This is a genomic window from Thalassotalea algicola, assembly GCF_012932965.1.
In the GTDB taxonomy this organism is placed as follows: Bacteria; Pseudomonadota; Gammaproteobacteria; order Enterobacterales; family Alteromonadaceae; genus Thalassotalea_F; species Thalassotalea_F algicola.
In genome coordinates this window covers 563713-588101 of sequence record NZ_JABBXH010000002.1, presented here as the reverse complement: position 1 = coordinate 588101, position 24389 = coordinate 563713, and the positions used below count along the sequence as shown (strand labels likewise).

The 24389-nt window shown below is 39.2% G+C and carries 19 protein-coding genes; 7 read left to right on the top strand and 12 right to left on the bottom strand.

The window, feature by feature from the left end; all coding sequences use genetic code 11:
* Nucleotide 1 precedes the first annotated feature (1 nt).
* Genes HII17_RS07365 through HII17_RS07350 form a run of 4 tightly spaced genes read right to left on the bottom strand, consistent with a single transcriptional unit; the run spans nt 2 to nt 3342 of the window.
* On the bottom strand, nt 2-526 hold the full coding sequence (locus HII17_RS07365) for a chemotaxis protein CheW (RefSeq protein WP_169074692.1): 525 nt from the start codon (nt 524-526) through the stop codon (nt 2-4).
* Nucleotides 526-2649 carry a chemotaxis protein CheA gene (locus tag HII17_RS07360; protein ID WP_169074691.1) on the bottom strand — a complete coding sequence of 708 codons (2124 nt, stop codon included), beginning with the start codon at nt 2647-2649 and terminating at the stop codon, nt 526-528. The genes HII17_RS07365 and HII17_RS07360 overlap by 1 nt, the downstream gene beginning before the upstream one ends.
* 6 nt (nt 2650-2655) lie before the next feature.
* Nucleotides 2656-3018: a response regulator gene (locus HII17_RS07355; RefSeq protein ID WP_169074690.1), complete on the bottom strand. Its 363-nt coding sequence runs from the start codon at nt 3016-3018 to the stop codon at nt 2656-2658.
* A 27-nt stretch (nt 3019-3045) separates the two neighbouring features.
* Nucleotides 3046-3342, bottom strand: a complete 297-nt coding sequence (locus HII17_RS07350) for an STAS domain-containing protein (RefSeq protein ID WP_328824503.1) — start codon at nt 3340-3342, stop codon at nt 3046-3048.
* A 333-nt stretch (nt 3343-3675) separates the two neighbouring features.
* Here HII17_RS07350 and HII17_RS07345 point away from each other — a divergent pair, with 333 nt between their 5' ends.
* From HII17_RS07345 to HII17_RS07325, 5 genes are all read left to right on the top strand, one after another.
* Nucleotides 3676-4446 (top strand): sel1 repeat family protein, encoded by a 771-nt coding sequence (locus HII17_RS07345; RefSeq protein WP_169074688.1) that lies wholly within the window; start codon nt 3676-3678, stop codon nt 4444-4446.
* A 159-nt stretch (nt 4447-4605) separates the two neighbouring features.
* A complete protein-coding gene (locus tag HII17_RS07340) occupies nt 4606-5766 on the top strand; it encodes a M24 family metallopeptidase (RefSeq protein WP_169074955.1) in 1161 nt (386 codons plus the stop codon).
* A gap of 89 nt (nt 5767-5855) precedes the next feature.
* A complete protein-coding gene (locus HII17_RS07335) occupies nt 5856-6425 on the top strand; it encodes a septation protein A (RefSeq protein ID WP_169074687.1) in 570 nt (189 codons plus the stop codon).
* A gap of 9 nt (nt 6426-6434) precedes the next feature.
* On the top strand, nt 6435-6737 hold the full coding sequence (locus HII17_RS07330; protein ID WP_169074686.1) for a YciI family protein: 303 nt from the start codon (nt 6435-6437) through the stop codon (nt 6735-6737).
* An 8-nt stretch (nt 6738-6745) separates the two neighbouring features.
* Nucleotides 6746-7147, top strand: coding sequence for a lysozyme inhibitor LprI family protein (locus HII17_RS07325; protein WP_169074685.1), 402 nt, complete (start codon nt 6746-6748; stop codon nt 7145-7147).
* Between the two features lie 17 nt (nt 7148-7164).
* Here HII17_RS07325 and HII17_RS07320 read toward each other — a convergent pair whose 3' ends face one another.
* The 6 genes from HII17_RS07320 to smc form a co-directional block, all read right to left on the bottom strand.
* A complete protein-coding gene (locus HII17_RS07320) occupies nt 7165-7953 on the bottom strand; it encodes a M48 family metallopeptidase (RefSeq protein WP_235938669.1) in 789 nt (262 codons plus the stop codon).
* Nucleotides 7954-7990: 37 nt separating this feature from the next.
* A complete protein-coding gene (locus HII17_RS07315; RefSeq protein WP_169074684.1) occupies nt 7991-8575 on the bottom strand; it encodes a 2'-5' RNA ligase family protein in 585 nt (194 codons plus the stop codon).
* Between the two features lie 80 nt (nt 8576-8655).
* Complete coding sequence (locus tag HII17_RS07310) at nt 8656-8979, bottom strand: DUF3392 domain-containing protein (protein ID WP_169074683.1); 324 nt, start codon at nt 8977-8979, stop codon at nt 8656-8658.
* A gap of 3 nt (nt 8980-8982) precedes the next feature.
* Entirely contained in the window at nt 8983-11016 is a 2034-nt protein-coding gene (gene ligA / locus HII17_RS07305; RefSeq protein ID WP_169074682.1) for an NAD-dependent DNA ligase LigA, read from the bottom strand.
* 64 nt (nt 11017-11080) lie between these two features.
* A complete protein-coding gene (gene zipA, locus HII17_RS07300; RefSeq protein ID WP_235938668.1) occupies nt 11081-12181 on the bottom strand; it encodes a cell division protein ZipA in 1101 nt (366 codons plus the stop codon).
* Nucleotides 12182-12190: 9 nt separating this feature from the next.
* Nucleotides 12191-15688 (bottom strand): chromosome segregation protein SMC, encoded by a 3498-nt coding sequence (gene smc / locus HII17_RS07295; protein ID WP_169074681.1) that lies wholly within the window; start codon nt 15686-15688, stop codon nt 12191-12193.
* A 141-nt stretch (nt 15689-15829) separates the two neighbouring features.
* Between smc and cysZ the strand changes: the two genes are divergently transcribed.
* Nucleotides 15830-16558 carry a sulfate transporter CysZ gene (gene cysZ / locus HII17_RS07290; RefSeq protein WP_169074680.1) on the top strand — a complete coding sequence of 243 codons (729 nt, stop codon included), beginning with the start codon at nt 15830-15832 and terminating at the stop codon, nt 16556-16558.
* Nucleotides 16559-16650: 92 nt separating this feature from the next.
* A complete protein-coding gene (locus HII17_RS07285; RefSeq protein ID WP_169074679.1) occupies nt 16651-17463 on the top strand; it encodes a hypothetical protein in 813 nt (270 codons plus the stop codon).
* A gap of 122 nt (nt 17464-17585) precedes the next feature.
* Here HII17_RS07285 and HII17_RS07280 read toward each other — a convergent pair whose 3' ends face one another.
* Both HII17_RS07280 and HII17_RS07275 read right to left on the bottom strand, forming a co-directional pair.
* Complete coding sequence (locus HII17_RS07280; protein ID WP_169074678.1) at nt 17586-20837, bottom strand: VPS10 domain-containing protein; 3252 nt, start codon at nt 20835-20837, stop codon at nt 17586-17588.
* A 74-nt stretch (nt 20838-20911) separates the two neighbouring features.
* Nucleotides 20912-24178: a VPS10 domain-containing protein gene (locus tag HII17_RS07275; protein ID WP_169074677.1), complete on the bottom strand. Its 3267-nt coding sequence runs from the start codon at nt 24176-24178 to the stop codon at nt 20912-20914.
* Nucleotides 24179-24389 lie beyond the last annotated feature (211 nt).

Genomic DNA, 24389 nt, shown 5'->3' with positions numbered 1-24389 from the left:
CTTAGCCTATTGTGTGAGCTTCAATTTGCTGTAACGCTTCAACATTTAACAAGGTTACAACCCCTTCACCAACATTAACCAAACCATTGACATAATGGTGTGGGATAATGCCCCCGAATGCCGGAGCATTTTTAATTTCGTTTTCTTCTGCATTTAAAACATCAGAAACAGCATCTACAACAAACCCAATAGTTCTTCCTTGTTCAGCTGACTCATATTTCAAAACAATAACAACCGTTGTTTCATCATAATTTGCTTCACCAATACCAAATTTCAAACGTAAATCGACAATAGGTACGATAACGCCACGCATGTTAATAACGCCTTTAACATAACTGGGCGCATTAGGAATTTTGGTTGGTCTTTCCCAGCTACGAATTTCTTCAACACACAATATATCTACCGCATATTGCTCGGTTTCAAGCAAGAAGGTTAGGTATTGTTCACCGCTGGTAATAAAATCAATGCCTTCAAGTGAATACTCACCTTCAACAGGAATTTCTTGCGCTAAAGCTTGGATATCCATTAAATTAGCGCTCCTTCATTTTGCATTTTCAATTGTTTTTCTTTTTGTTTTTTATTCGCTATGTCTAGTGCCATTTGAATGATGCCTGGAATATCCAAAATCATAGCGACAGAACCATCTCCAAGTATAGTAGCGCCAGAAACGCCTGAGACATCTTGGTAATTATCTTTTAGACTTTTAATCACGACCTGTTGCTGAGCTAACAAATCATCAACCATTAACCCGACTTTTTGTCCATCAGCTTCGACCACAACAAGTAAAGAGTCATCTACATCTTGGCTGTCTGCCGGTAAGTTAAATAACTGAAAAATAGGAATAACAGGAACATTTTCGTCTCGTAAACGATATAAGATCATATCGCCTGAAACACGATTAATATTTTCAGACTTAGCCTGCAACGATTCGACAATCGTTATTAAGGGGACAACAAATACTTCTTCGCCAACCCGCACTAATTGACCATCTAAAATAGCTAACGTTAGGGGAAGATTTACTTTAAACGTACTACCTTCACCAGGTGTTGAGTCCACTTGAATTCGCCCACCTAATGCTTGAATATTTTTCTTAACAACATCCATTCCGACGCCACGGCCTGAAATATCGCTAACCTCTTTTGCTGTCGAAAAGCCTGGCTCAAGTATCAATTCAAATACTTGGTTGTCTGTTAAATTTGTTGTTGGTTCAATTAGCCCTTTCTCTAATGCTTTGTTAAAAACAGCATCACGATTAATGCCGCCGCCATCATCTTTAATCTCGATGACAATGTTGCCACCTTGATGATACGCATCCAACCAAACCGTCCCTTTTTCTGGTTTACCTGCTGCTAAACGTTTTTCTGCAGTTTCGATACCGTGGTCGACAGCATTTCTTACCAAATGAACTAGCGGATCACCAATTTGCTCCATTACGGTCTTATCGAGCTCAGTATTTTCACCATTAATTATCAATTCAATATCTTTACCAGTTTTCTTAGCTAAATCATGAATTAATCGCGGAAATCGATTGAATGCAAAGCTGATAGGTAGCATGCGAATACGCATGACACTTTCTTGAAGTTCTTTAGTATTTTGTAATAGCTGCTCTAATCCCGCAGTAAGTTTATCAACTTTAGATAAATCAAAATCATTACCTAGCTCTGATAACATACTTTGGGTAATGACGAGTTCACCAACAAGGTTAATTAGACTATCGACTTTGTCAACACCAACTCGAATTGAACCGCCTTCGGGTTTTGCTTTGGTTGCAACTTTAACTTCTTTGTTTTCTGTTACTGGCGCACCAGCTGGAGAAGGTGTTATTTCAGGTTCAATGTTAGGAGCTGTAACTTCAGGACTTGGAGTTTCGTCATTTGGTTGCTTTACCTCTGCAGTTTCAGAAGTTTCGTCTAACGAAGTACTTTCAGTTTCAGGTTCGTCGAAGCTAACAGGCGTCACTTCCAACTCACATTCGTCCTCAACCCACTCAAACACTTCACGAATATCTTGCTCGGTTACTGAGTCCGAAAATAATTGCAACTCCCATTGAAGATAAAGTTCTTCAACATCCATTTCGGTAAGTGAGGGTAAGCTATCAACAATCGCATTAACCTTTAATTCACCTAAGTCTTCTAACGCATTAAACAGTAGTAATGGGTCATTACCGGTTTGCACTAAATGATGTTCAGGAATAAATATTATTTGCCACGAGCTAGCATTTTTACTGGTCTCAACAGGTGTATCCGCACCTGTATCATCGCTCAACGAACCTGATAATAGTAATTCTAACTTTTCGGATGTAACATCAATGCTAGAATTGTCATAATCCGTTTCATTTTGAATTGCGTCTATCATTAAACGCATACAATCAACAGATTCTAATAAGACTTCAACTTCTTCTGAGCGTATTTCTCGACGACCATCTCGCATCTCATCTAGTAAGGTTTCAACTAAATGAGTAAAGTCAGTTACATGACCAAACCCAAAAGTACCAGCACCACCTTTAATCGAGTGAGCAGCCCTAAATATCGAATTAATCGTTTCGTCATCACCTTGCTCTAAGTTGAGCAAGCTTGACTCCATTAACGCTAACCCTTCGTAGCTTTCTTCAAGAAACGTTGGAATAAATTGCGAGAGATCTACGCTCATATGTTTTTACCGAATGACTCTTTTTATTGTCGATAATAATTTATCTGGATTAAATGGCTTAACAAGCCAACCGGTCGCTCCTGCTGCCTTCCCTTTCATTTTCATGTCAGTTGAACTTTCAGTTGTGAGCATTAAAATCGGCGTAAATTTAAAACTAGGTAACTTTCGTAATTCCTGACATAAAGTAATACCATCCATGATTGGCATATTGACATCGGAGATAACTAAATCGAAAGCACCTGACTGCGCTTTAGTCAGACCTTCTTGACCATTTGACGCCTCCACTGTTTCATAACCGGCTCCTTTAAGCGTAAAGCTCACCATGTCACGAATTGAGTTTGAGTCATCTACTACAAGCACTTTGGCCATTTCTTTTTCCTTTATTTCTTTTCGTTATTACTCATTATCGAAGTATTGAGACAAAATAGGTTCATTAATGCCAAGCTTAATAACACTTTCTTTGATTATTTCGGCTTTGCATTGCCATTCGATATTTTTATTGATTGATATTAGGTAGGTGATCATAGCTATTAGTAATTGAACACCAATAGTGTCAATTTTTTCGACTTCACTATCATCAATTACTATAGAATCATGGTCGGCAACATATTCCATGAGTATTTGCTTAAATGCTTCAGCTTTTGCAATTGTTAATTCTGCAGGCAGTTTAAACATGATATCCCTATTATTTATATTTTTATCGTAACTCTCTTATATAGTTAATAAAAACTATAGGTCAACTTACTTACACGTCAAGAATAAATTTCAAATAAACCTATCTTTAATCAGCTATTTACACACAGTTAACCTAACTGTATAGATCTTGTACACATCGCTATATTGCCCATAATGATTATTTCCTATATAAATTCACAATAAAATTATCAGTAAAAAATGACTATAAATTAACCAACTAGCTTAAATGTAACAAAACATAACGACAAAACCCGTAAAGAGAAATTGATTTAAAAAATACAAATCATTAAGGTAGTAACTGAGCGATTAGAATAAAAATAGAGTCTTCCCATGTCGTCTGAAAACTTCAAAGCACCAAGCCAAGTATTTCGCTGGTTTGAGAAAATGAAATCAAACTATGAGCATACGGTAAATGCTGTATTAAATAGGTTTGAGCAGTATAACGAAAAGCAACAAGCCCGATTAGACGAAGCCAATAATCAACATATAGAAAATCTGAAAGTAGCTCATCAACAACAACTGGAACAAAGCCAAGCGACCATAGCTCAATTACAAAGTGATATCGGCTATTACAAACAGCAAATTTCGCAACAGCAAAATTCAATCGAACAGCTCAACGCTAGATACGATGCAGTAATGACCACGTTTTTGGACCAAAAAAAGCGTGATATCGAAATTGAAGCTATCTTTGCAGATGAAGACGATAGCTCTCCAATAGAGTTTACATTGCCATTAGAAAGTGTCGAAGAAACAGAACTTTCAATTACAGAGACGATAAATGAAAGCACCATTGAAATTGATGACGAATTGGCCATTAAACTTTATAAAGAAGCATTACAGTATCGCGAACAAGCACAGTTAGACGACGCTATCCCCTTATTTAAACAAGCCGCTAAACTCGGTTGTGTGAAATCAAAAGGTGCGCTAGGTCGAGCATACTTTCTTGCTGAAGGTGTAGAAGAAGATCCTAGTTTAGGCTTAGCTTGGCTAATAACCGCCGCGGAACAAGGTTTGCCGCAAGCAATAAAACGTGTGGAACACTTTCAACAAGCAGACCCTGAGCTATTTTCAAAAGCCGAGCAAATCAAAACTACCTTGTAATGTAATCACGCAGTCATAAAACATTTACAAATTTGGTAACACGACCACTTGTGTATATTGTATAAAATAGTAAAATATCGGAAACACGTTAACTTGGAGAGCCCCTTGAAAGGAATAGGTGGACGTTCAAAAGAACAGGCATTAGCAAGCCTGACAAATATGACTGACGATATTAAGCCAATTACCATTGACGAATATCAAGCACGCATAAAAAGAGCTCAAGTATTGATGGTAGAGCAAAACATTGATGCACTTTATTTAAATGCAGGTACAAATTTATATTACTTTACAGGAACCCGCTGGTACGCCAGTGAACGTATGGTAGCAGCTATCATTCCTCAGCAAGGTGATTTGTTCTACATAGCTCCTCATTTTGAAGTAAATACCTTAAACCAATATATGACAGTTACAGGCGATATTTTCTCGTGGCAAGAACATGAAAGTCCGTATCAATTAGTTGCTCAACAATTAAGTCAACGAGGTTTAATAACTGGTACACTAGCGGTAGACGAATCAACCCCTTACTTTATCGCTAAAGGTATTGAGCAAGTTTGTCCAGACTTAACACTAGCAGATTCTAAAGTGATTTCAGCTGGTTGTCGTATGCAAAAATCTGATACTGAAATTGCTTTGTTACAACGTGCAAAAGATATGACACTAGAAGTGCATAAAGCGGCTGCCAGCATTTTATATGACGGTATTTCAACGCAAGAAGTAACTGAATTTATAGACACTGCACATCGAAAAGTCGGTGCCAACTCAGGCTCATATTTCTGTATTGTTTTGTTTGGCGAAGACTCAAGCTATCCCCACGGCGTAAAGACCCCCAAAACACTAGACAAAGATGACGTTGTACTAATCGACACTGGTTGCCAAGTCGAAGGTTATAACTCTGATATAACCCGCACTTACGTTTTTGGAGAGCCTACAGAAAAACAACGCACTATGTGGCAAATAGAGAAAGATGCGCAACTCGCGGCATTCAATGCCGCTCAAATAGGCATGCCATGTGGCGATGTAGACAGGGCCGCAAGAGATTTTCTAGCAAGTAAAGGGCTTGGCCCAGACTACGAAACTCCTGGCTGCCCTCACCGAACAGGCCATGGCATTGGCCTAGACATCCATGAATGGCCATACTTAGTGAGAAGCGACGAAACCCTACTTGCTAGAGGTATGGCCTTTTCTAACGAGCCTATGCTAGTTATTCCTAATGAATTTGGTATTCGCTTAGAAGATCATTTTTATATGACAGATACAGGCCCCAAGTGGTTCACAGAGCCATCATTTGCCATAGACGACCCATTTGGCAGTGAAAATTAATATCCCTTAACACACTTTTAATTGGCTATGAATTTCGCTTTAGGTAGAATGAAGTTCTTAGCCAGTTAATTGTTTCTACAACCCGAATTATGCAAGCATTATTTGAATACGTTCCTCTAGTTTTATTTTTCATTATTTATAAGTTCTACGACATCTACGCTGCAACAGGAGTGTTAATTGTCGGAGCCGCACTTCATATTCTATATTTTGTATTCACTCGTCAAAAGGTACCAACAAAAAACTGGATCATATTTGGCCTAATTGCAGGCTTTGGTGGTTTAACCATATTTTTGCAAGATGACACCTTTTTAAAATGGAAAGTCACTATCATCAATGAGTTTTTTGCGCTAGCTTTATTAGTAAGCCAGTATGTATTCAAAAAGAATTTAATTAAACAATTAATGGGTGAAGCTTTAGAGTTACCAGAAGAAATTTGGAGTAAACTTAATTTGAGCTGGGTAGGCTTTTTTGCGTTTTGTGGCGTATTAAACGCGTACATTGCATTTAACTTTAGCCAAGAAGTTTGGGTTAATTTTAAAGTATTTGGTTTAATGGGTTTAACATTTGCGTTTGCAATTGGCTCTATTATGGCGCTATACAAGCACTTCCCCCAAGAAGATGAGCAGCAAACACCTGCATCAGAAAAAAAAGAACCGTAGAGAATTAACATGTATTACATGATTTATAGTGAAGATGTTGAGAATAGCCTTGCGCTAAGAACACCAGTAAGAGAATCACATCTAGCTCGCTTAAAGCTATTACAAGATGAAGGGAGGTTGCTCGTGGCCGGACCCTGTCCTGCCATTGACAGTGAAAACCCTGGTGAAGCTGGTTTTACTGGCTCTTTGGTTATAGCCAGCTTCAATTCTTTAAGTGATGCGCAAGCATGGGCTGATGTCGATCCTTATGTTGACGCTGGAGTTTATCAACAAGTGATTGTTAAACCTTATAAAAAAGTATTGCCTGCCTAGAGCCTATTATGACAATGCGTAAACAACTAACCACTGTATTATTCACTTCATTCATTAGTGTTAGCTCACATGCTAAGTCTGTTGAAGACTGTGATACGAAGCAAACCGATAATATTGAATATTCTCGTTGCTTAGACGGCGTTAAAGAATCGATTGATCGTGAGCTACAAACCTGGGTGAATAATCAAGTATTTATACTCGAAGAGTTCGCACTTCAAACCGGTCGAAAGTCCGCTTTAAATATGTTCAAAAGATCACAAAGCAATTTTATTAAATATAGAGAAAACAACTGTCGTTGGCAGTATCTTGCTTTATCACCAGGAACAGGTGCAGGCCCAGCTTATAAAAAGTGCTATATAAAGCTGAGCCAAAATAGAATAGAAGAGCTTAACGCGTTAAATACCGAATAACGTCAATATGTTATAGGCTACTTCTTACAAGTCGCCTTATTGGCATTTCGGTAACTCCCTTGAACATTCGGCAAATTATTGGTGAGTTGTTTAATGCGGGTTTGGCTTGATGGATGCGTAGAAAGAAACTCAGGTGGTGCTCCTTTGCTAACTTTTGCCATATTTCTCCACAGTTGAATCGCCGCTTCAGGATTATAACCTGCCTTTGCCATTAACTTTTGACCAACAATATCAGCTTCTGACTCGTGCGTTCGGCCATAAGGCATTAGCACACCATATTGAACCCCTAAACCAAGCCCAGCCATCCACGCATTGCGGTACTGAACATTTTGACTCGCCAATGCGGCATCAGCTACTTGCATACCAATTTGGGCTAACTGCCCTGAAGACATACGTTCATTTGAATGACGCTCTAAAACATGCCCTACTTCGTGCCCAATAATCGCCGCTAACTGATCCGGTGTCTCTGCAACTTTCAATATGCCGGTATAAACACCGATTTTCTTACCAGGTAATGCAAATGCATTAACTTGTTCAGATTCAAATACCACCACTTCCCAATTTTTTATATCGGACGTTGAAGAGATCTGCTTAACAATATCAGTTGAAATACACTTTACGTATTCGTTAGTTCTTTTGTCCCGATTGATCTTTTCTTTTTCTTTTAGCTGTTCAAACGAGGAAACACCCATTTTATTTAATTCACCGCTTGAAAAAAGAGTCAATTGCTGACGACCTGTGGAAGAGGTTGAACATGCTGACACGAGTACACAAGCAGCAATAACTGATAAATATTTTTTCATCATTTGTCCTAACACGATAAATATTAATAAATAGCTTTATTTAGTAGATTAACGTTGTTTTATCTTTTCTAACACCATGAATGTCTTTAGGAGAAAAGCCTAACGTTATATGAAAATCTTTTGGTTTAAGTCCAAGTTTAGCTCGGATACTTTGCGCTTGTCTTGATTCGGCAACAATAAAATAGGCTTTTCCATTTTCATTTTTTACTCTACCTAGCCCCTTTAATTGAAACGACAATGGTGTTTTATCATTTAATAGTTTTTGAATTAACGAAGGTTTTACTTCTTTTAATTCAAAAGGATTAACTAACGTAATATGAAACTTTCCATGATCGCGCTCAACTTGCTTTTGGCGAAACACAGCAAACTCATTACCTAGCAGCGCCTTAAGCTGTACTAAGTAATTATTAATTTTGGTTTTAGCAACCTCTCCCCCAACATACTGCAATGCTGAAGCGTCAGATAAAGGTTCGGCAATAACTTGTATCGTCTTATTTGTTGTCAAGCTACCTCCTTGGCTTTGTTCATCCGACATGTCAATCAACTGCTCAGCGATAGTCGCAGATTGAATTTGCCCAGAAGCTAACGAAACAGCAAAACAAAGTGCTGCCCATTCCTTTTTCATTCTATTTCCCTTAAATGAAGCGATTCACTCACTAAAGATAGCAAAATCATCCATGCTTGTTAATGTTTTGTTAATTAGCACTAAATATGGCGCTGTTTTTGCGCATACAAACCTAATACAATGAAAATAAGTAAAATCACTGGCATTAAATATAAATCACTAATCATACCAAGCCACTGAGAAAACAAACCTGTCAACCAAACTGTCAGCGCTCCATAACCAAAAGCGCAAACGAAAACAAAAACCAACGTTCTTACTAGGATATGCTGCTTTTTTATTAGTTGCCTTATAGCCTGTGAAATTTCCGCACCAAACAGCACCAATAAAGTCGCAATAATGGCCATAGCACATTGTGTTTGGTATGGACGAAACCACTGAGCAAAATCAATTAATACGCTATTCATTAATTAAGCACCATATTTCGTCAAGAGTGCAACTAGCTCATCTTCTGACAGTACACTCACGCCCAGGTCTTGTGCTTTAGTTAATTTCGATCCCGCTTTTTCGCCAGCAACTAAATAGTGTGTCTTTGCTGATACGCTACCTGACACCTTAGCTCCCAAAGATTGTAGCTTTGCTTTTGCTTCAGTTCGCCCCATTTGTGACAACGTACCAGTTAAAACGAAAGTTTGATCAAGAAGTGGCTGGTCGTCAGCGTCTTTAATTTCAATATCTGGCCAATTAACACCAGCAGCAATCAGGTTTTCGACTACATCAAGATTGCTCTCTTGATAGAAAAACTTAACGATGTTTGCTGCAACAACTTCGCCAACATCATTAACTTGCTGAAGCTTTTCTACATCAGCACTTTGCAATGCTGCTAAAGTTAAAAAATGATTCGCTAAGTTAGCAGCTGTAGCTTCACCAACTTCACGAATGCCAAGCGAATAAATGAATCTAGCAAAGGTAGTAGTTTTTGCCGTTTCTAACGCGTTGACAAGGTTTTGCGCAGACTTTTGCCCCATTCGTTCAAGGCTACTTATTTGTAATTCGGTCAAACCGAATAAATCCGCTGGTGTCGCAATCAATTTATCGTCAACCATAAGCTCGACAAGTTTATCTCCCAAGCCATCTACATCTAACGCCTTACGCGAGGCGAAATGCTTAATCGCCTCTTTACGCTGCGCTCCACACACTAAACCGCCAGTACATCGCAGCACAGCCTCACCCTCTATTCTTTCAACAGGTGATTGGCAAACAGGACAGCAATCAGGAAATACTATCGATTTGGCATTGTCTGGACGACGATCTTTTACAACGCTTACAACTTGTGGGATCACATCGCCAGCACGACGAATAACAACAGTATCGCCAATCATGATTGATAAGCGTTCTATTTCGTCTTGATTATGTAATGTCGCATTACTAACCGTTACGCCACCTACAAATACTGGCTTTAAACGAGCCACTGGCGTTATTGCGCCAGTTCTGCCTACTTGAAACTCAACATCTTCTAATATCGTCAGTTCTTCTTGTGCAGGAAATTTGTACGCCGTTGCCCAACGAGGTGCTCTGGCAACAAAACCAAGTTGCTCTTGCAATTCAATATCATCCACTTTCAGCACGGTGCCATCGATTTCGTAGCTCAAGCTATCACGCTTAGCTAAGATATCTTGATAAAAACTTTCACATTCGTTGGCACTGGCTAGCAGCCTAACTTCAGGACACATTGGCATACCAACAACTTTGAGTTGTCTAAGTCGCTGATAGTGAGAAGTTGCCAACCATGAATCGCCATCCTCACTGACAAAACCAATACCATAGGCGTAAAATGCTAAATTTCTTTTCGCAGTAACTTTAGAGTCTAATTGCCGTAAGCTACCTGCAGCTGCGTTTCTTGGATTTGCGAAAACTTTATCGCCCCTTGCTTTAGCCAGTTCATTTACCTGATTAAAGCTCGAAATAGGCATAAATACTTCACCTCGAACTTCCAATATTTCAGGGTACCCTTGACCGATTAATTTAAGCGGTATTGATTTTATCGTGCGAATGTTCTCAGTAATATTCTCACCAGTCGCACCATCACCACGAGTCGCCGCTTGAACTAATACACCACGTTCATACCTTAAACTTACCGCAAGTCCATCTAATTTGGGCTCAGCACAAAAGCTAATATCTTTGTCACTTTTTAATCTATCTTTAATACGTTTTATAAACGCTTGCCATTCTTGTTCAGAAAACACGTTATCAAGTGAAAGCATTGGCAACTGATGTGTCACCTGCGTAAAGGTTTTTAACGCTGCACCACCTACCCTTTGCGAAGGCGAATCTATCGCCTTTAATTCGGGATATTTTTCCTCTATATCGATTAACTCGCGCAGTAATCGATCATATTCGGCATCAGGCACAGTAGGCTGATCTAAAACATAATATTCATGGTTATATTGGCGAATTTGATCAACTAAATGATCGCGTTGTGATTTAGCAGTTGTGATTGACATAAATAAATTTCGCGTTTTAAAAAAGCCCCCAAACGGAGGCTTAAACTAAAATTGGTAGATCTAGTTAAGCGTTGGCTATTCGGCTTTTACGCTCAAACTCTCTAATCTTGCTGACATAATGTTGCTCTGTTTGCTTGGTCATGACACTACGTTTGTCATCAAGCACCTGTGCATGAAACTCTTGCCCCAATTGTTTAGCGGCGGCCATCATTTGCTCAAAAACTTCGAATGCATCACCCGCATTAGGTAGCGTCATAAACATACTAATGCCTTGCGTAGTGAAGTTTTCCATATTATCTAAGTCAAATGTTCCAGGATTCATCATATTCGCTAGACTGAATGTTACCTTGCCGTTTCCGGCGTTATCTTGATGGCGATGAAAAATATCCATATCACCAAACTTCATGCCTAGCGTTAGTAAACTAGGTAACAGTGCTGCACCTGAAATAGCATGCCCTTCTGGCATTACAACAGAAACAACGAGTACTTCTGTTTCGATTTCCACCTTAGCTTTGTTTTCACTAGCACCAAACGTTGGTTCGTTAGGGTCATCAATGGCAATTTCATCTAACGCGTCATCAAAATTTAATTCAAATTGATTCTTCTTCGCACCTGCATTTTTCGTTCTTGATTTGCTTTTCTGTGCAATGGTTTGGGCACTTGGCTTGGCTTGAATCACCGGCTCTTGATAAACCGACTCTTCTTTTTTAGTTTCAGGTTCCGTCGCCAAATTTGGTTGCGACAACTGCTCAGGTTCCGCTTCTGGCGGCGTCAACTCAATTGATGGTTCATCAACTTGCACCATTGGCTCATGAGTAGGTTCAGCATCAACAGGTGCCGACTCTTTTTCAATATCAACGGGCAATGGCTCATCATGATATTCAGGCGCAGGGGCTGGTTTATGAGGTATTTCTTCTTCTGATGGAGGATTATCTATTTCCCCTGTCAATGCAGTTTGCTTTATTACACGCACTTCACTAACGCCATCTTGATCAAAGCCTGAACCATCAAAATCTCTCGATAATGGTTCTACCTTAGTTTTATTGGTTTTTAACTTGTAAGGGTTTTTATTTTTTCTAATTGTCCACAATCCGTGGATAAAAATGGCGGCAATAATTATTGCACTGATAATAATTAACGCGTTTCTAAAATTATCTTCCATCATCAAGCCTGTTTATGATACTTCTGCCATGGCAATTGCTTCGTCTATATCTACTGAGACCATTCGAGAAACTCCAGGTTCCACCATAGTAACGCCAGTAAGATGCGAAGCCATTTCCATCGCTATTTTATTATGACTGATATAAATAAACTGCACGGTTTTAGACATTTCTCGCACCAAATTACAAAATCGTTCGACATTTGCATCATCAAGTGGAGCATCAACTTCATCTAACATACAAAACGGCGCAGGATTTAGCCTAAAAATAGCAAACACTAATGATAATGCCGTTAGCGCTTTTTCACCACCCGACAACAGGTGAATTGTGCTATTTTTTTTGCCTGGAGGCCTAGCCATAATGCTAACACCTGATTCCAATACATCTTCCGAGGTTAGTGTTAAATAAGCACTACCACCACCAAATACTTTTGGAAACAAGGTAGAAAAATCTAAATTTATTCGTTCAAAAGTCGCTTTAAATTTACTACGACTTTCTTTGTCTATTTTTACAATAGCTGATTCTAACGTGGCTAGCGCCTGAGATAAATCCTCTATTTGTAAATCAATTTTATTTTTTCGTTGTTGTTGCAATTCATATTCATCAATTGCACCTAAATTTACCGGTCCTATTTGCGCTAATTGCGCATTTACATCTATTAATTCCTGTTGATGTTGAGCCAAATTTTTATTATCTACATTCAGTGGCAACATCATATTAATACTGCCTTGTAGCTCATTAAGCTCCTTCTTGAAAGATTCAAGTTCAAATATTAACTGTTCTTTTTTTAATGCTTTTTTATGTTGCTTATTTTCAAGCAAAGTAAACTCTTTTTCTAATTGCTCATTAGCAATAATAATTTCTTCTTTTGATGCTTTTATTTTAGCAATATCATGGTCTAGCATTGTTAACTGTTCAATTAATCCGCAACAACTTGCTTCTATTTCAATTAATTGCTCTTTTAATTGCCTTTCATCTGTCAAGGAATCAAGTTCTTGTTGGTACATTGACAGCTGCTCTTCTAATGAATCAAAAGTTTCTTTTGAATGATTAAGTTGAAGCTGATTTTGCGACAATGAAACAGAGTTTTGCTGCTGCTCAATTTGTAATTGCTGCTGCTGAGCTTTCAGTCCGTTGAGTTTAGCATCATGTTTTGCAGACTGAAGTTTCAGCCCGTCAATCTCTCGTTTCAACCTTTCTAACACCTGCTCCTGAGCATGATATACCTCAGGTAATAAAGGTGAAGACAAAGCTATAGAATTTTCTTCAGCTTGATTAATATGCTTCTTAAGTAGTGCGACTTCTCTCGTTAATTGCTCTTTCTTAAGTCTCTCGTTTTTTTCGTGTAATTGCAGTGTCGCTATTTGGTGTGACAAGGTCGAAACATTAACGCTCAACGTTTGCTTTATCTCTTTTTCGCTTACAAGTTGTTGTTCGATTGCTTGCAGTGACGATTTTGTATCATCCAATTGCTGTTGAGTATTTTTGATAGATAGTAGACTATTTTCTCGTTCACCTTCTAATTGGCTTTGCTGTCGTGCCAACGCTAAGAAATCAACTTTATATTCATTAAGTCCTTTTGATAGGCCTGCACCATTAAAAAACGTTCCATCAATACAAATAACGCTTTGATTAACACCTGAAGATTCTCTTATTGCTAATGCCTGTTGTACTGAAGAGGCTATTTTAATCTCGTTTATCCATGAAAAAACACCTATTTTTGAGCCCAGTACAGAAGCCAATGAGCCTTCAGTAACTTCATGTGTAAGCTCATTTTTATTGATAAACCAGTATTGCTCAATGTTACTGGCAAAACCCAACTCAGAATATCCGATGTCTAGCACTAAGGCATTTAACCATTGGCCTAGTACTTTTTTCACGGCCAGCTGCCAATCTTGTTCAACCTGTATGTGTTGATAGAAAGAGCCGCCGTGTTCAATTCCGCTATCCTTTAACAACCTCTCCGCTGTTTGATGCCAATCTGCTTTATGCGTTAGCTGCTGATGTGTAAGGTTTAACGACGCAGAAATTTTAGCCTCTTGCCCTTGCGCTAAGACTAAATGATCGGTTATCTGAGAAATATGCTGTGAGCATGCCAATTGTTGCTCCATTAACTCTTTTAGACCTATTTCATGAGCATTTAATTTTTGTCGTGTTTCTTCAAGTTGCAGCTCAAGCTTAGACAAATCCGAATCGGTATTATCTTCAACCGCGCTCAATTGACGCTCTTTTTCAGCGAGTTGTGCAATTAGGTTTGCCAAAAACTGTTGCTTATTCATAGCTTGTTGACGACGTGCTATATCTTGCTGTTTTTCCGCAATGAGTTGATTATTTTTCTCATGCCAGCTCTGTTCTTTTTCCGAAAGTAACTCAAGCGCCAATTCATAGGCTTTTAATTCTGCTTTAATTTGTTCGGTTAACGCAGCAAGCTCTGGTGTTACTCTGTTGAAAGCTACTTGCAGCACATCTTTTTCATCGGCTAGTTGAGTTAAATTATCTTGTATTTTTTGCTTTCGAATTTGTGCACTTTCACGTACCGATTCGAGCTTATTAAATTGCTGCTGAGTCACTGTTAATTCATGTTGTATTAACGATTTAGATTTTTCTGCGTTTGCACTATCACGCTGTAGGTTTTTAGCCTTATCGTAAGCGTGATTTAATTGCTGATCTAGAGACTTTAAATAGCTGCGTTTAGCAGTTATCTTTTCGCTCTGTTGCTCTATATGTTCAACAAGGCTTGATTGTTCCTTACCTAATTTATCAACCGCTCTAGTCACTTTAGCCAGTGATAAGGTAGCTATTTCAACCTTTAAACTGCGCTGTTCAGCTTTTAGCGCTTTAAACCGCTGCGCCAGTTCTGCTTGCTTTTGTAGCACTTGTGTATGAATGGCGATTTCCTGACTAATATCAGCTAATCGCTGCAGGTTTTCACCCGTATGTTTAAGTTTTAGCTCAGTATCTCGTCTTCTTTCTTTGTATTTAGAAACCCCAGCAGCTTCCTCAACAAATATCCTAAGTTCCTGAGGTTTTGATTCAATAAGGCGCGAGATCATGCCTTGTTCAATAATGGCATAACTTCTTGGCCCCAAACCTGAACCTAGAAAGACATCAGTAATATCTTTACGACGACATTTACTCCCATTAAGAAAATATTGATTGACTCCATCACGACTTACTGAGCGTTTTATTGATATTTCATTTCGCTGAGCAAGACTACCCGATAGACTAAATTGCGGATTAATAGAGTCGAGTTGATTATCAAAAAACAATTCAACACTTGCTTGACCAATAGGCTTACGTTCAGTTGAGCCATTGAAAATGACATCGGTCATCGCATCGCCACGTAAGTTTTTGGCTGAACTCTCGCCCAACACCCAACGTACAGCGTCAATAATATTTGATTTACCACAACCGTTAGGTCCAACAACTGCGGTCATTTGATGAGGAAACGGCACTTTAGTTACGTCAACAAACGATTTAAAACCTGCCAGTTTTATTTGTTTTAAGCGCATAAAGGCCAATAGAATATTGTTATTATTAAAAGTAATTTATCAAATAATGATGCACTTTGTAACATACAAGATGCAGCCAACACTTGGTTTAACGATAAAAAACCCTATAATCGAGGCAAACTAGCAATAGAAGTAGATAAAATGTTAGCAAAAAGCGGTGCAGGATACTTTTTAAAAGGCTTTGATTTAATTAATACGAAAGGATTACGGCGATTTGTATTAATCCCGTTAATAATTAATTTTATTATCTTTGGTGTAGCGTTTTATTTTTTATTTGGCCAGTTAAATATCTTTATTGAGCAACTACTGTCTTGGCTACCTGAGTGGTTACTCTGGTTAGAATACATTATTTGGCCTTTTGCTATTATGACTATTTTAATAGGCTTTTCCTTTATTTTTAGTGCGCTAGCCAACTGGATAGCGGCACCGTTCAATGGCTTACTTTCAGAAAAAGTTGAAGCGCTGCTTACCAACAAGCCACTTTCAGGTGGCACATTGTCAGATGTTGTTAAAGATATTCCGCGCACGTTAAGCAGAGAATGGTGCAAATTTAGATATTATTTACCTCGAGCCATAGGATTTTTTATCATCATGTGGTTTATCCCGGTAATAGGACAATTAATCTGGTTTTTATTTGTTTCATGGATGATGGCAGTGCAATATTTAGACTACCCCTTTGATAATCATAAGATTAATTTCGACTTAATGAAGCAACAGCTTAATGAGAAAAAAGGTCAAAGTTACGGTTTTGGTATTACAACCGCACTATTTTCTATGGTGCCACTTGTTAACATGATAGTGATGCCTGTCGCCATATGTGGTGCAACTGCGTTATGGGTTGATCACTATAAAGATAAAAAAATGACATAAACCTCTTTCTTTTCAGCCATTTTCCCTAAAAGTTGTTGACCCCTTACCCTGTAACTTTTACAGTTATGTAAAAGTTATGGAGTATCTTTTTAATGAAAGTGAATTTACCCTCTACTATCGCCGCATTAGCTTTATTGCAGCTTGCTTCAGCAAATGCGCAGACTACGGATGCGATAGACGATAATCAAGCAGCGCCAACAACCGAACAAGCACAAAAAGTTGATGCAGTTGAGCCTTTAGCCGAAGAGCTTCAAGAACAAGAAGCTGTTGCTGAAGATGCCTATCAAGAAATTGACATAGCTCCACAAGAAACAGAATTAGGTATCGATAACGTTGAGAGCGTAGAAGAAGTGGTTGAAGATGTTATTGAAGAAACCACAGAGTCATTAGACGATGAATCACTTGAGGAAACAATCGCTCCAGTTGAAGAAGAAGCCCTTGAAGAGCAATCAATTGACGAATTAGCTGAATCAGAGCCAGTTCTTGTTGATGAGATTAGCGATGAAGAATATAGCGAAGAAGCAACTAAGCTAGAAGATACGTTGTCTGACTTGTCTGGTGAAGAAGCTTTAGGTAATGACGATGAGTTCAATCCAAACGCTTACAATTTTGAACGCCCTATCCCTCAAGAAGGTGACGTTTATATTCCAGTATTAGATGATGCCAAAGTATTCGCTGAATTTATTGATTCTATGCCAGCGGTAGTTAACTTCTACACTTATGCCACTGAAGATGACGTTATTGCTTTTTATACGGAAAACTATGGTGAACCAGTAGAGCAAGAGAGAAAACGTGGTCGACTTACGGTTATTTATTATTTAGAAGATATTGCCACACGCGTGGTTATTTCAGAACAAGATGATTATCGACAAGTAGATGTTCTTCAAGAAAGTGCCGGGCTTTAAGCACAATATGAAGTTGTCGTTGAAATAAACCTAATCGCACATATTAAACCTATAAAAAAAGCGCCTAACAGGCGCTTTTTTGTTGCTTAGCATTTAGTATCTAAAACTAACATTGCCAATCATTACTTACCATTAGAAGGCAACATGCCAGGCATCCAGTTACCACCGGCTTTTGCAATCGCTTCTTCAGTTAATTTAACCGACTCAGCTAACTGTACAATGCGTTGATAAGTATCAGCGTAGCCTTCACTAGCTCGCTTAAAACGTAGCTTTTGCTGGCCATTTACAGGGCTAGTACTTTCGCTTCTTGACCATAATAAATAACTGATGTAGCCATAAACTGACGTCTCTGTTGGCTCGGCACGTTTCGCAATTACAGAGTTACCATTGAGATCTAATTTAATCTCTTGCAGATCACGTTGCATCTGATGTGCAAGTCCAAGCGTTTTTTGATCAAGTGTTAAGGTTTCTGTTGTAGCAGCCTTAATATGCTTAATGCGACTTTCTAACTCACCTAAATACTTACGTGCGCCAGCAATTGCTTGGTATAGACGCCCTGCTTTCATATCAAATTTAAGATCTGCCTTACGGTCACTACTTGGGAAGGTACGATTGTCAATTGAAGCTACTTCAAATGTTTGACTTTGGTCATATGCTGTCTCAACGCCATTAACAACTTTTGATATTGAAACGTTGTAAGTCCCCGGTACGACAAGCCAACCTTCATTCATATCACCACTTGGCTTTATAGGATCAAACCCTGGATAACTTAAATCCCAGTTTATACGATTAAACCCTTTTTTCGCTGGCGCCTTAATGCGACGAACCAAGTTACCTTCGTTGTCTCTTACCGTTAAAATTAGTGCCGACTTTTGCTCAAAATCTTCTTCTTTCAAAGCTTCCCAACTTGGGTAGTTAGTCGCTTTACCTTCTTTACGCAGCTCTTTTTCCTTAGCTTGTCGCTGAGCTTTCAATGATTTGAAGTCTTCATTGATATAATAGCTGAAGGTAGCACCGTACTCTGGGTTTTCTGCAAAATAGAAATCTGCACCGCGCATTGCTTTACCAGGTAGCCCTAATGGGTCATGTTCAATAAATTGAAATGCACGGCGTACAGGGAATAAGGTTGCATCTTGCTTTTTCACTTCAGTCGCATTTTCTCGCAGAGGTGAATAATCGTCTAGTATGTAAAAACCTCGACCAAATGTTGCCAGAGCCAAATCACTTTCACGGCGTTGAATTTCTACATCTCTAACAGCTATTGTTGGTAAACCCGACTTCAGTTGAACCCAGTTCTTACCGCCATTTTGAGTAAAGAACACGCCAAATTCAGTACCAACAAACAGCAGGTCCTTATTCTTATGATCTTGTGCAATAGCATAACTAGAGCCTCGAATTGGTAAATCTCCGGTGATATTTTTCCAACTCTTACCATTGTTATCACTGCGATAAACATAAGGTTTAAAATCACCACGTTTATGGTTATCAAATACTGCAAAGACTGTATTTTTATCAAACAGAGATGCTTCCATGTCTGCAACATACGAGTTGTCTGGTACTTTCGAAGGCCAGTCAAGTTTCTTCCACTCTTGCCCAGCATTCTTAGTAACATGCATAACACCGTCATCACTACCGGTATATAGCATCCCTTCATGAAGCGGCGATTCTGTTAGCGCAATCAATGAACCATAGAAGGAAGTCGATTTATTCTTTGCAACCGTATCAACCCCCCAGACTTTATCCATGACTTTTAACTTGTTACGATCAATATTTCTTGATAAATCACCACTGATTGCTTGCCAATCATCACCACGATTATCTGACTGGAAAAGCGTTTGTGAGCCGTAGTAAATACGTTCGTTATTATGCGGGCTTATCAGTAATGGTGAATTCCAGTTAAAGCGCTGCGCAACGTTTGCATCAGGCGATACAGGCTGCATTTGAACTCGTTCACCAGACTTTTTGTCGTAGCGCGCTAAACCACCATATTGATATTGAGAATAAATAATATTTGAATTTTTCGGGTCGATTACCGTTTTGAAACCATCACCGAATTGCGTAAACAACCAGTCACTATTTTGGATACCTGAATTTGTTGTAGTACGGTGAGGAGCACCAAGAGATGCATTATCTTGAGTGCCGCCAAAAACATTATAAAACGGGTAATCATTGTCCACAGTTACTTTATAGAACTGAGTTAATGGCATATTGTCTTTAAACGTCCAATTCTTAGCACGATCCCACGACTCATAAACACCGCCATCGCTGCCTATGATAAGGTGATTGTTATTATTTGGATCTATCCAAAGTGCATGATTGTCAACATGCTTATGTGCTTCCCCCGCTCTTGTAAAGTTTTTACCACCATCTTCAGAAACCATAAGGTAGGTATCCAAAGAATAAACTCTATTTGGAATAACAGGGTCTACCACGATTTCTTGATAATATTGTGGACTACCTGAAACATAGCTGCTTTGTTTGTGCCAACTAGCCCCTGCATCTGTTGAACGATAAAAGCCTGATTTGCCATCTGCCGCTTCTACAATTGCATAAATAATATTGCCATCAGTTGGAGCTACATCAATACCGATACGACCCAAATCAACGCTTGGTAGACCTTTATTAATTTTGCTCCATGTTTTACCTGCGTCAGTTGATTTATAAATCGTAGACTCAGGGCCGCCATTAATTAATGTCCAAACATGGCGACGACGTTGATACGACGTTGCATAAATCACATCAGGGTTTTGTGGATCAAATGCGATATCACTGACACCAGTATGTTCACTTATTTCTAAGACATTATTCCACGTTTTACCACCGTCGGTAGTTTTATATAAACCACGATCTCCACCTTTACTCCAAAGTGGTCCTTGCGATGCTACATACACAACATCAGAGTTGCGTGGATCGATTAAAATCTCGCCAATATGCTCTGAGTTCTTAAGTCCAACATTTTTCCAGCTTGCGCCACCATCGGTCGATTTATAAACACCGTCACCGTATGCTACTGAACGTTGCGAGTTATTTTCGCCGGTACCCGCCCAAATCACATTAGTGTTGTTTGGGTCCATAGTGACATCGCCATATGAATAGCTAGGCATTGAATCAGCCACTGCCTTCCATGTAATACCGGCATTATCAGTTTTCCACATACCGCCTGACGCGGTTGCAACAAAATATTGCGCAGGATTATTAGGATTAAATGCAAAATCACTAACACGGCCACCAGTTACCGCAGGCCCCATATTTCTTAATTTAATACCGCTATAAATAGATGCATCAACTGCTTTTTTATCTGATTTAGCTGCAATTGCACTACTAGAAATACTAAGAGCAATGGATGCCGCCAATAATGAAGGAAATAGTTTCATTTTTCGATCCTATTATTTTTATACTATATAAGAAAAAACCCAAAACACTTGTTTTGGGTTTCTTTATTAAACGCTTAGTTAAGCGCGATTGGTTGAGTGGTAGTGAGTAGACCTAATCCTGAGTTTTGATATTCCTTTTTAAACTCAGCAAGATCTTGCTCTATAAACTCGTTAACTTTGCCTACACCTTTATCTAATTCAAGCTTAGCTTTCTCTAGATAGATTTCAGCCGTTGGTGACGGTTTACCGTATCGACCGCCAACATAACCCCACGCCATAAATAAATGAGACGTTACTTTATAAGTCTCATCAACTATGCCTGTTGTTTTAGGAATAGAACGTAAGTTCTTATCAAGCTCACCTATCTTTTTCACAAGATCGCTAGCAGATTTTGCTAATTTACTTGCTGGGTGATCTTCTTTATTTTCTGAAATATCTGCTAACGCTTTATTTGCCATACCTTTGATCAGTTCAATATCTTTTTTACTGTCAGTAAGTGCATGTACAGCTTTAGTCAACGTTGAATACATCGCTACAGCCTGATGTTCAAGTTCATAGCGTGCTTGCATATCTGCGTCAGTCACATCACTGAAACGAGGATCTTTCAATACCTTTGCAGTGGTTTCAAACTCTTTTTCGTTAAGTTTAACAGTAATGGTATAAGTACCAGGTACCACTTCCGGACCTGCAGGTTTAATGTCCTTGTCTTCAGTTGGTTCTTGGCCAGGCATTCGACCATCACCATCTGACTCTAATCCCCAAACAATGCGATTCACGCCTTGTTGAAGCTTAGTAACAAACGTACGTACAACCTTGCCACTGGCGTCTTTGACCGTAACACGTGCTTTATCAGATAAAGATTTCTCTTCTTTTTTGTCTTTCTCGTCGGTATCTTTAGCAATTGCATCTTTTTTTGCTTTTGCTAATTGGCGAGCCTTTTCTTTGTCTTTATCTGGGTGGACTAAGTGGTCACCTGAAGCCATAACATTTATTGTTACACCGTACACTTCATTATCACCCACATAAGCGGCGTCGCCCCAGAAACGTGTTGAAGGTGCGCGGCTTGAGACATATTGCTGGCCATCGCCGACACTTAAAAATTCAAATTCATTATCAAATGATTTTTTATTTAATCCGCGTAATGGGCTGTAATCATCAATAACAATCACAGAACGGCCATGTGTACCTAATACCAAGTCATTTTCGCGTTGTTGAATAGCCATATCCATTACAGATACTGTTGGCACATCTTGATCATATTTAAACCAAGAATCACCACCGTCAGTTGTTGCGTACAATCCAAGTTCAGTACCTAAGAATAATAAGTCTTCATCGACATGGTCTTGAACAACTGAAAGTGCATAACCTCGAATATTCTTGCTTGTTAAATTAGTAAATTTACTACCATATTTAGACGCCTTAAATACATAAGGTTTCATATCACCACGTCTGTGATTATCAAAAACGATAAACGCTTCTTCAGGGTTGTGAAGTGAAGGTTGAATGTGCGGGACAAATGCATTTTTCGGTGCTTTACGCGCTTTCTTTTCTACGCTCTTCCATGTTTTACCACTATCTTGAGTTACATGTATACGGCCATCATCTGTGCCCACCCAAATTACGCCTTGCTTGATCGGGCTTGGCGCGATAGCAATTATGGCAGTATGGTTTTCAGCAGCAGTCACATCTGGCGTTAAGCCACCAGACTCTTTATAGCGTTGCCATTCAGGGTTATTTGACGATAAGTCATTCGATATAACTTGCCAAGTTTCACCGCGGTCTGTTGACTTGTGCACGAACTGGCTACCGTAGTAGATAGTGTCCGCATTAAAAGGGTCTTGGGCAAGGCCAGCATTCCAGTTAAAACGCAACTCAGTATCATGATCTGGCGCCGCTGGTCGTACTAACTTTTGCTCGCCAGTTACTAAGTCATAGCGATTTAAGTATCCGCCTTGAGATTGCACATAACCCTTAGTGACATCATCTGGAAATGGCATAGTATCGAAACCATCACCAAACCCTACTTCTTGCCAATGTACATTACGAATACCTGCTGTATGGAAAACTTCTGCAGGACCACGCCAAGAGCCGTTGTCTTGTAAACCACCATAAACATTGTAAGGTACCGCATCATCTACACGAATATGATAAAACTGAGAAATCGCTAGGTTCTGTACAAAACGCCAGCTATCACCTTTATCTTGAGTAATAGCAATGCCGCCATCATTACCCAAGATTAAATGTTCTGAATTATTCGGGTTTATCCATAAGCTGTGGTTATCGATATGAATGGTGTTACCTGTTGCACAACAATTCACCTTATCAACCGTAGAGAAGGTTTTGCCACCATCAATTGAGCGACGGATCATAGTCGCGATATTGTAGATAATATCAGGGTTATTTGGATCAACTTCTATTTCAGAATAGTAGAATGGGCGGTCTGCAACATTGTGCTCACTATTTACCGTTCGCCAGCTATCACCACCATCATCAGAACGCAACAATGCACTGTCTTGTGCTTCGACCAAAGCATATACCGTACTTGGCTGACTTTCGGCGATGTCAAAGGTTATACGACCCAATTCGCCTTTAGGTAATCCGTCTGCAAATGTGCGTTTTTGCCATGTTTCACCGCCGTCAGTTGAAACAAACATACCAGAACCAGGACCACCTGATTCAAATTTATCTGGCCAACGTTGGAACTGCCACATTGACGCATATAGTTTATTCGGGTTACGTGGATCCATCTTGATATCAGACGCTCCAGTAACATTATCGACGTATAAAATCTTATTCCAAGTTTTACCACCGTCAATTGTTTTAAATATGCCACGCTCTTTGTTTTTTGACCAAAGCGTTCCCATCGCTGCAGCATAAGCGATATCAGGGTTAGTAGGATGAAGTGCAATTCGATTGATTCGCTCAGTGCCTTTCAAACCCATGTTCTTCCACGTTTTACCGCCATCCATAGACTTGTATATGCCGCCACCAATTGACGTAGAGTTACGCACATTACCTTCACCTGTACCTAACCAAACTATATCTGGTATTGCCGGGTGTACTGCGAGTGCACCTGTTGACGCCCATTCTTCATTGTCAAAAATTGGTTGCCAGTTAAGGCCTGCATTTTCAGATTTCCACACGCCGCCGGATGCAGCACTGGCGTATATGATATTAGGATTTGAAACAACAGCTTCAATGTCTGAAATACGACCGCTGGTGGCCGCAGGACCTATATTACGAACTTTGATACCAGAGAGTAAGTCGGTATCTATTGATGCATAAGCGCTTGTTGTTAATAACGCTGCAGAAACAAACAGCGATGTTAAGGATTTTTTCATTTGATTATATAACCTTAATATTATTATTTATTTTTATAAATTACTTAGAAAAGCAGTTGATAAAGCTACCAACAGCTCTAAAACTTTACAATGACTTACCTTTAACCCAAGATACATTAACTTGCTTAAGTGCTTGTTCTAGCGCCCTAGTATCTTGATTGATTACCAAGTTAAGCTCGTTATAACGATTTTGCGTTTACATCGATGGATA

Bases quoted from the DNA above. Each gene is read 5' to 3' on its own strand.
- HII17_RS07355 (WP_169074690.1), bottom strand. From the start codon at position 3,018: ATGGCCAAAGTGCTTGTAGTAGATGACTCAAACTCAATTCGTGACATG.
- HII17_RS07325 (WP_169074685.1), top strand. From the start codon at position 6,746: ATGACAATGCGTAAACAACTAACCACTGTATTATTCACTTCATTCATT.
- HII17_RS07315 (WP_169074684.1), bottom strand. From the start codon at position 8,575: ATGAAAAAGGAATGGGCAGCACTTTGTTTTGCTGTTTCGTTAGCTTCT.
- HII17_RS07365 (WP_169074692.1), bottom strand. From the start codon at position 526: ATGGATATCCAAGCTTTAGCGCAAGAAATTCCTGTTGAAGGTGAGTAT.
- cysZ (WP_169074680.1), top strand. From the start codon at position 15,830: ATGTTAGCAAAAAGCGGTGCAGGATACTTTTTAAAAGGCTTTGATTTA.
- HII17_RS07345 (WP_169074688.1), top strand. From the start codon at position 3,676: ATGTCGTCTGAAAACTTCAAAGCACCAAGCCAAGTATTTCGCTGGTTT.
- smc (WP_169074681.1), bottom strand. From the start codon at position 15,688: ATGCGCTTAAAACAAATAAAACTGGCAGGTTTTAAATCGTTTGTTGAC.
- HII17_RS07330 (WP_169074686.1), top strand. From the start codon at position 6,435: ATGTATTACATGATTTATAGTGAAGATGTTGAGAATAGCCTTGCGCTA.
- HII17_RS07360 (WP_169074691.1), bottom strand. From the start codon at position 2,649: ATGAGCGTAGATCTCTCGCAATTTATTCCAACGTTTCTTGAAGAAAGC.
- zipA (WP_235938668.1), bottom strand. From the start codon at position 12,181: ATGATGGAAGATAATTTTAGAAACGCGTTAATTATTATCAGTGCAATA.
- HII17_RS07320 (WP_235938669.1), bottom strand. From the start codon at position 7,953: ATGATGAAAAAATATTTATCAGTTATTGCTGCTTGTGTACTCGTGTCA.
- ligA (WP_169074682.1), bottom strand. From the start codon at position 11,016: ATGTCAATCACAACTGCTAAATCACAACGCGATCATTTAGTTGATCAA.
- HII17_RS07280 (WP_169074678.1), bottom strand. From the start codon at position 20,837: ATGAAACTATTTCCTTCATTATTGGCGGCATCCATTGCTCTTAGTATT.
- HII17_RS07310 (WP_169074683.1), bottom strand. From the start codon at position 8,979: ATGAATAGCGTATTAATTGATTTTGCTCAGTGGTTTCGTCCATACCAA.
- HII17_RS07340 (WP_169074955.1), top strand. From the start codon at position 4,606: ATGACTGACGATATTAAGCCAATTACCATTGACGAATATCAAGCACGC.
- HII17_RS07285 (WP_169074679.1), top strand. From the start codon at position 16,651: ATGAAAGTGAATTTACCCTCTACTATCGCCGCATTAGCTTTATTGCAG.
- HII17_RS07335 (WP_169074687.1), top strand. From the start codon at position 5,856: ATGCAAGCATTATTTGAATACGTTCCTCTAGTTTTATTTTTCATTATT.
- HII17_RS07275 (WP_169074677.1), bottom strand. From the start codon at position 24,178: ATGAAAAAATCCTTAACATCGCTGTTTGTTTCTGCAGCGTTATTAACA.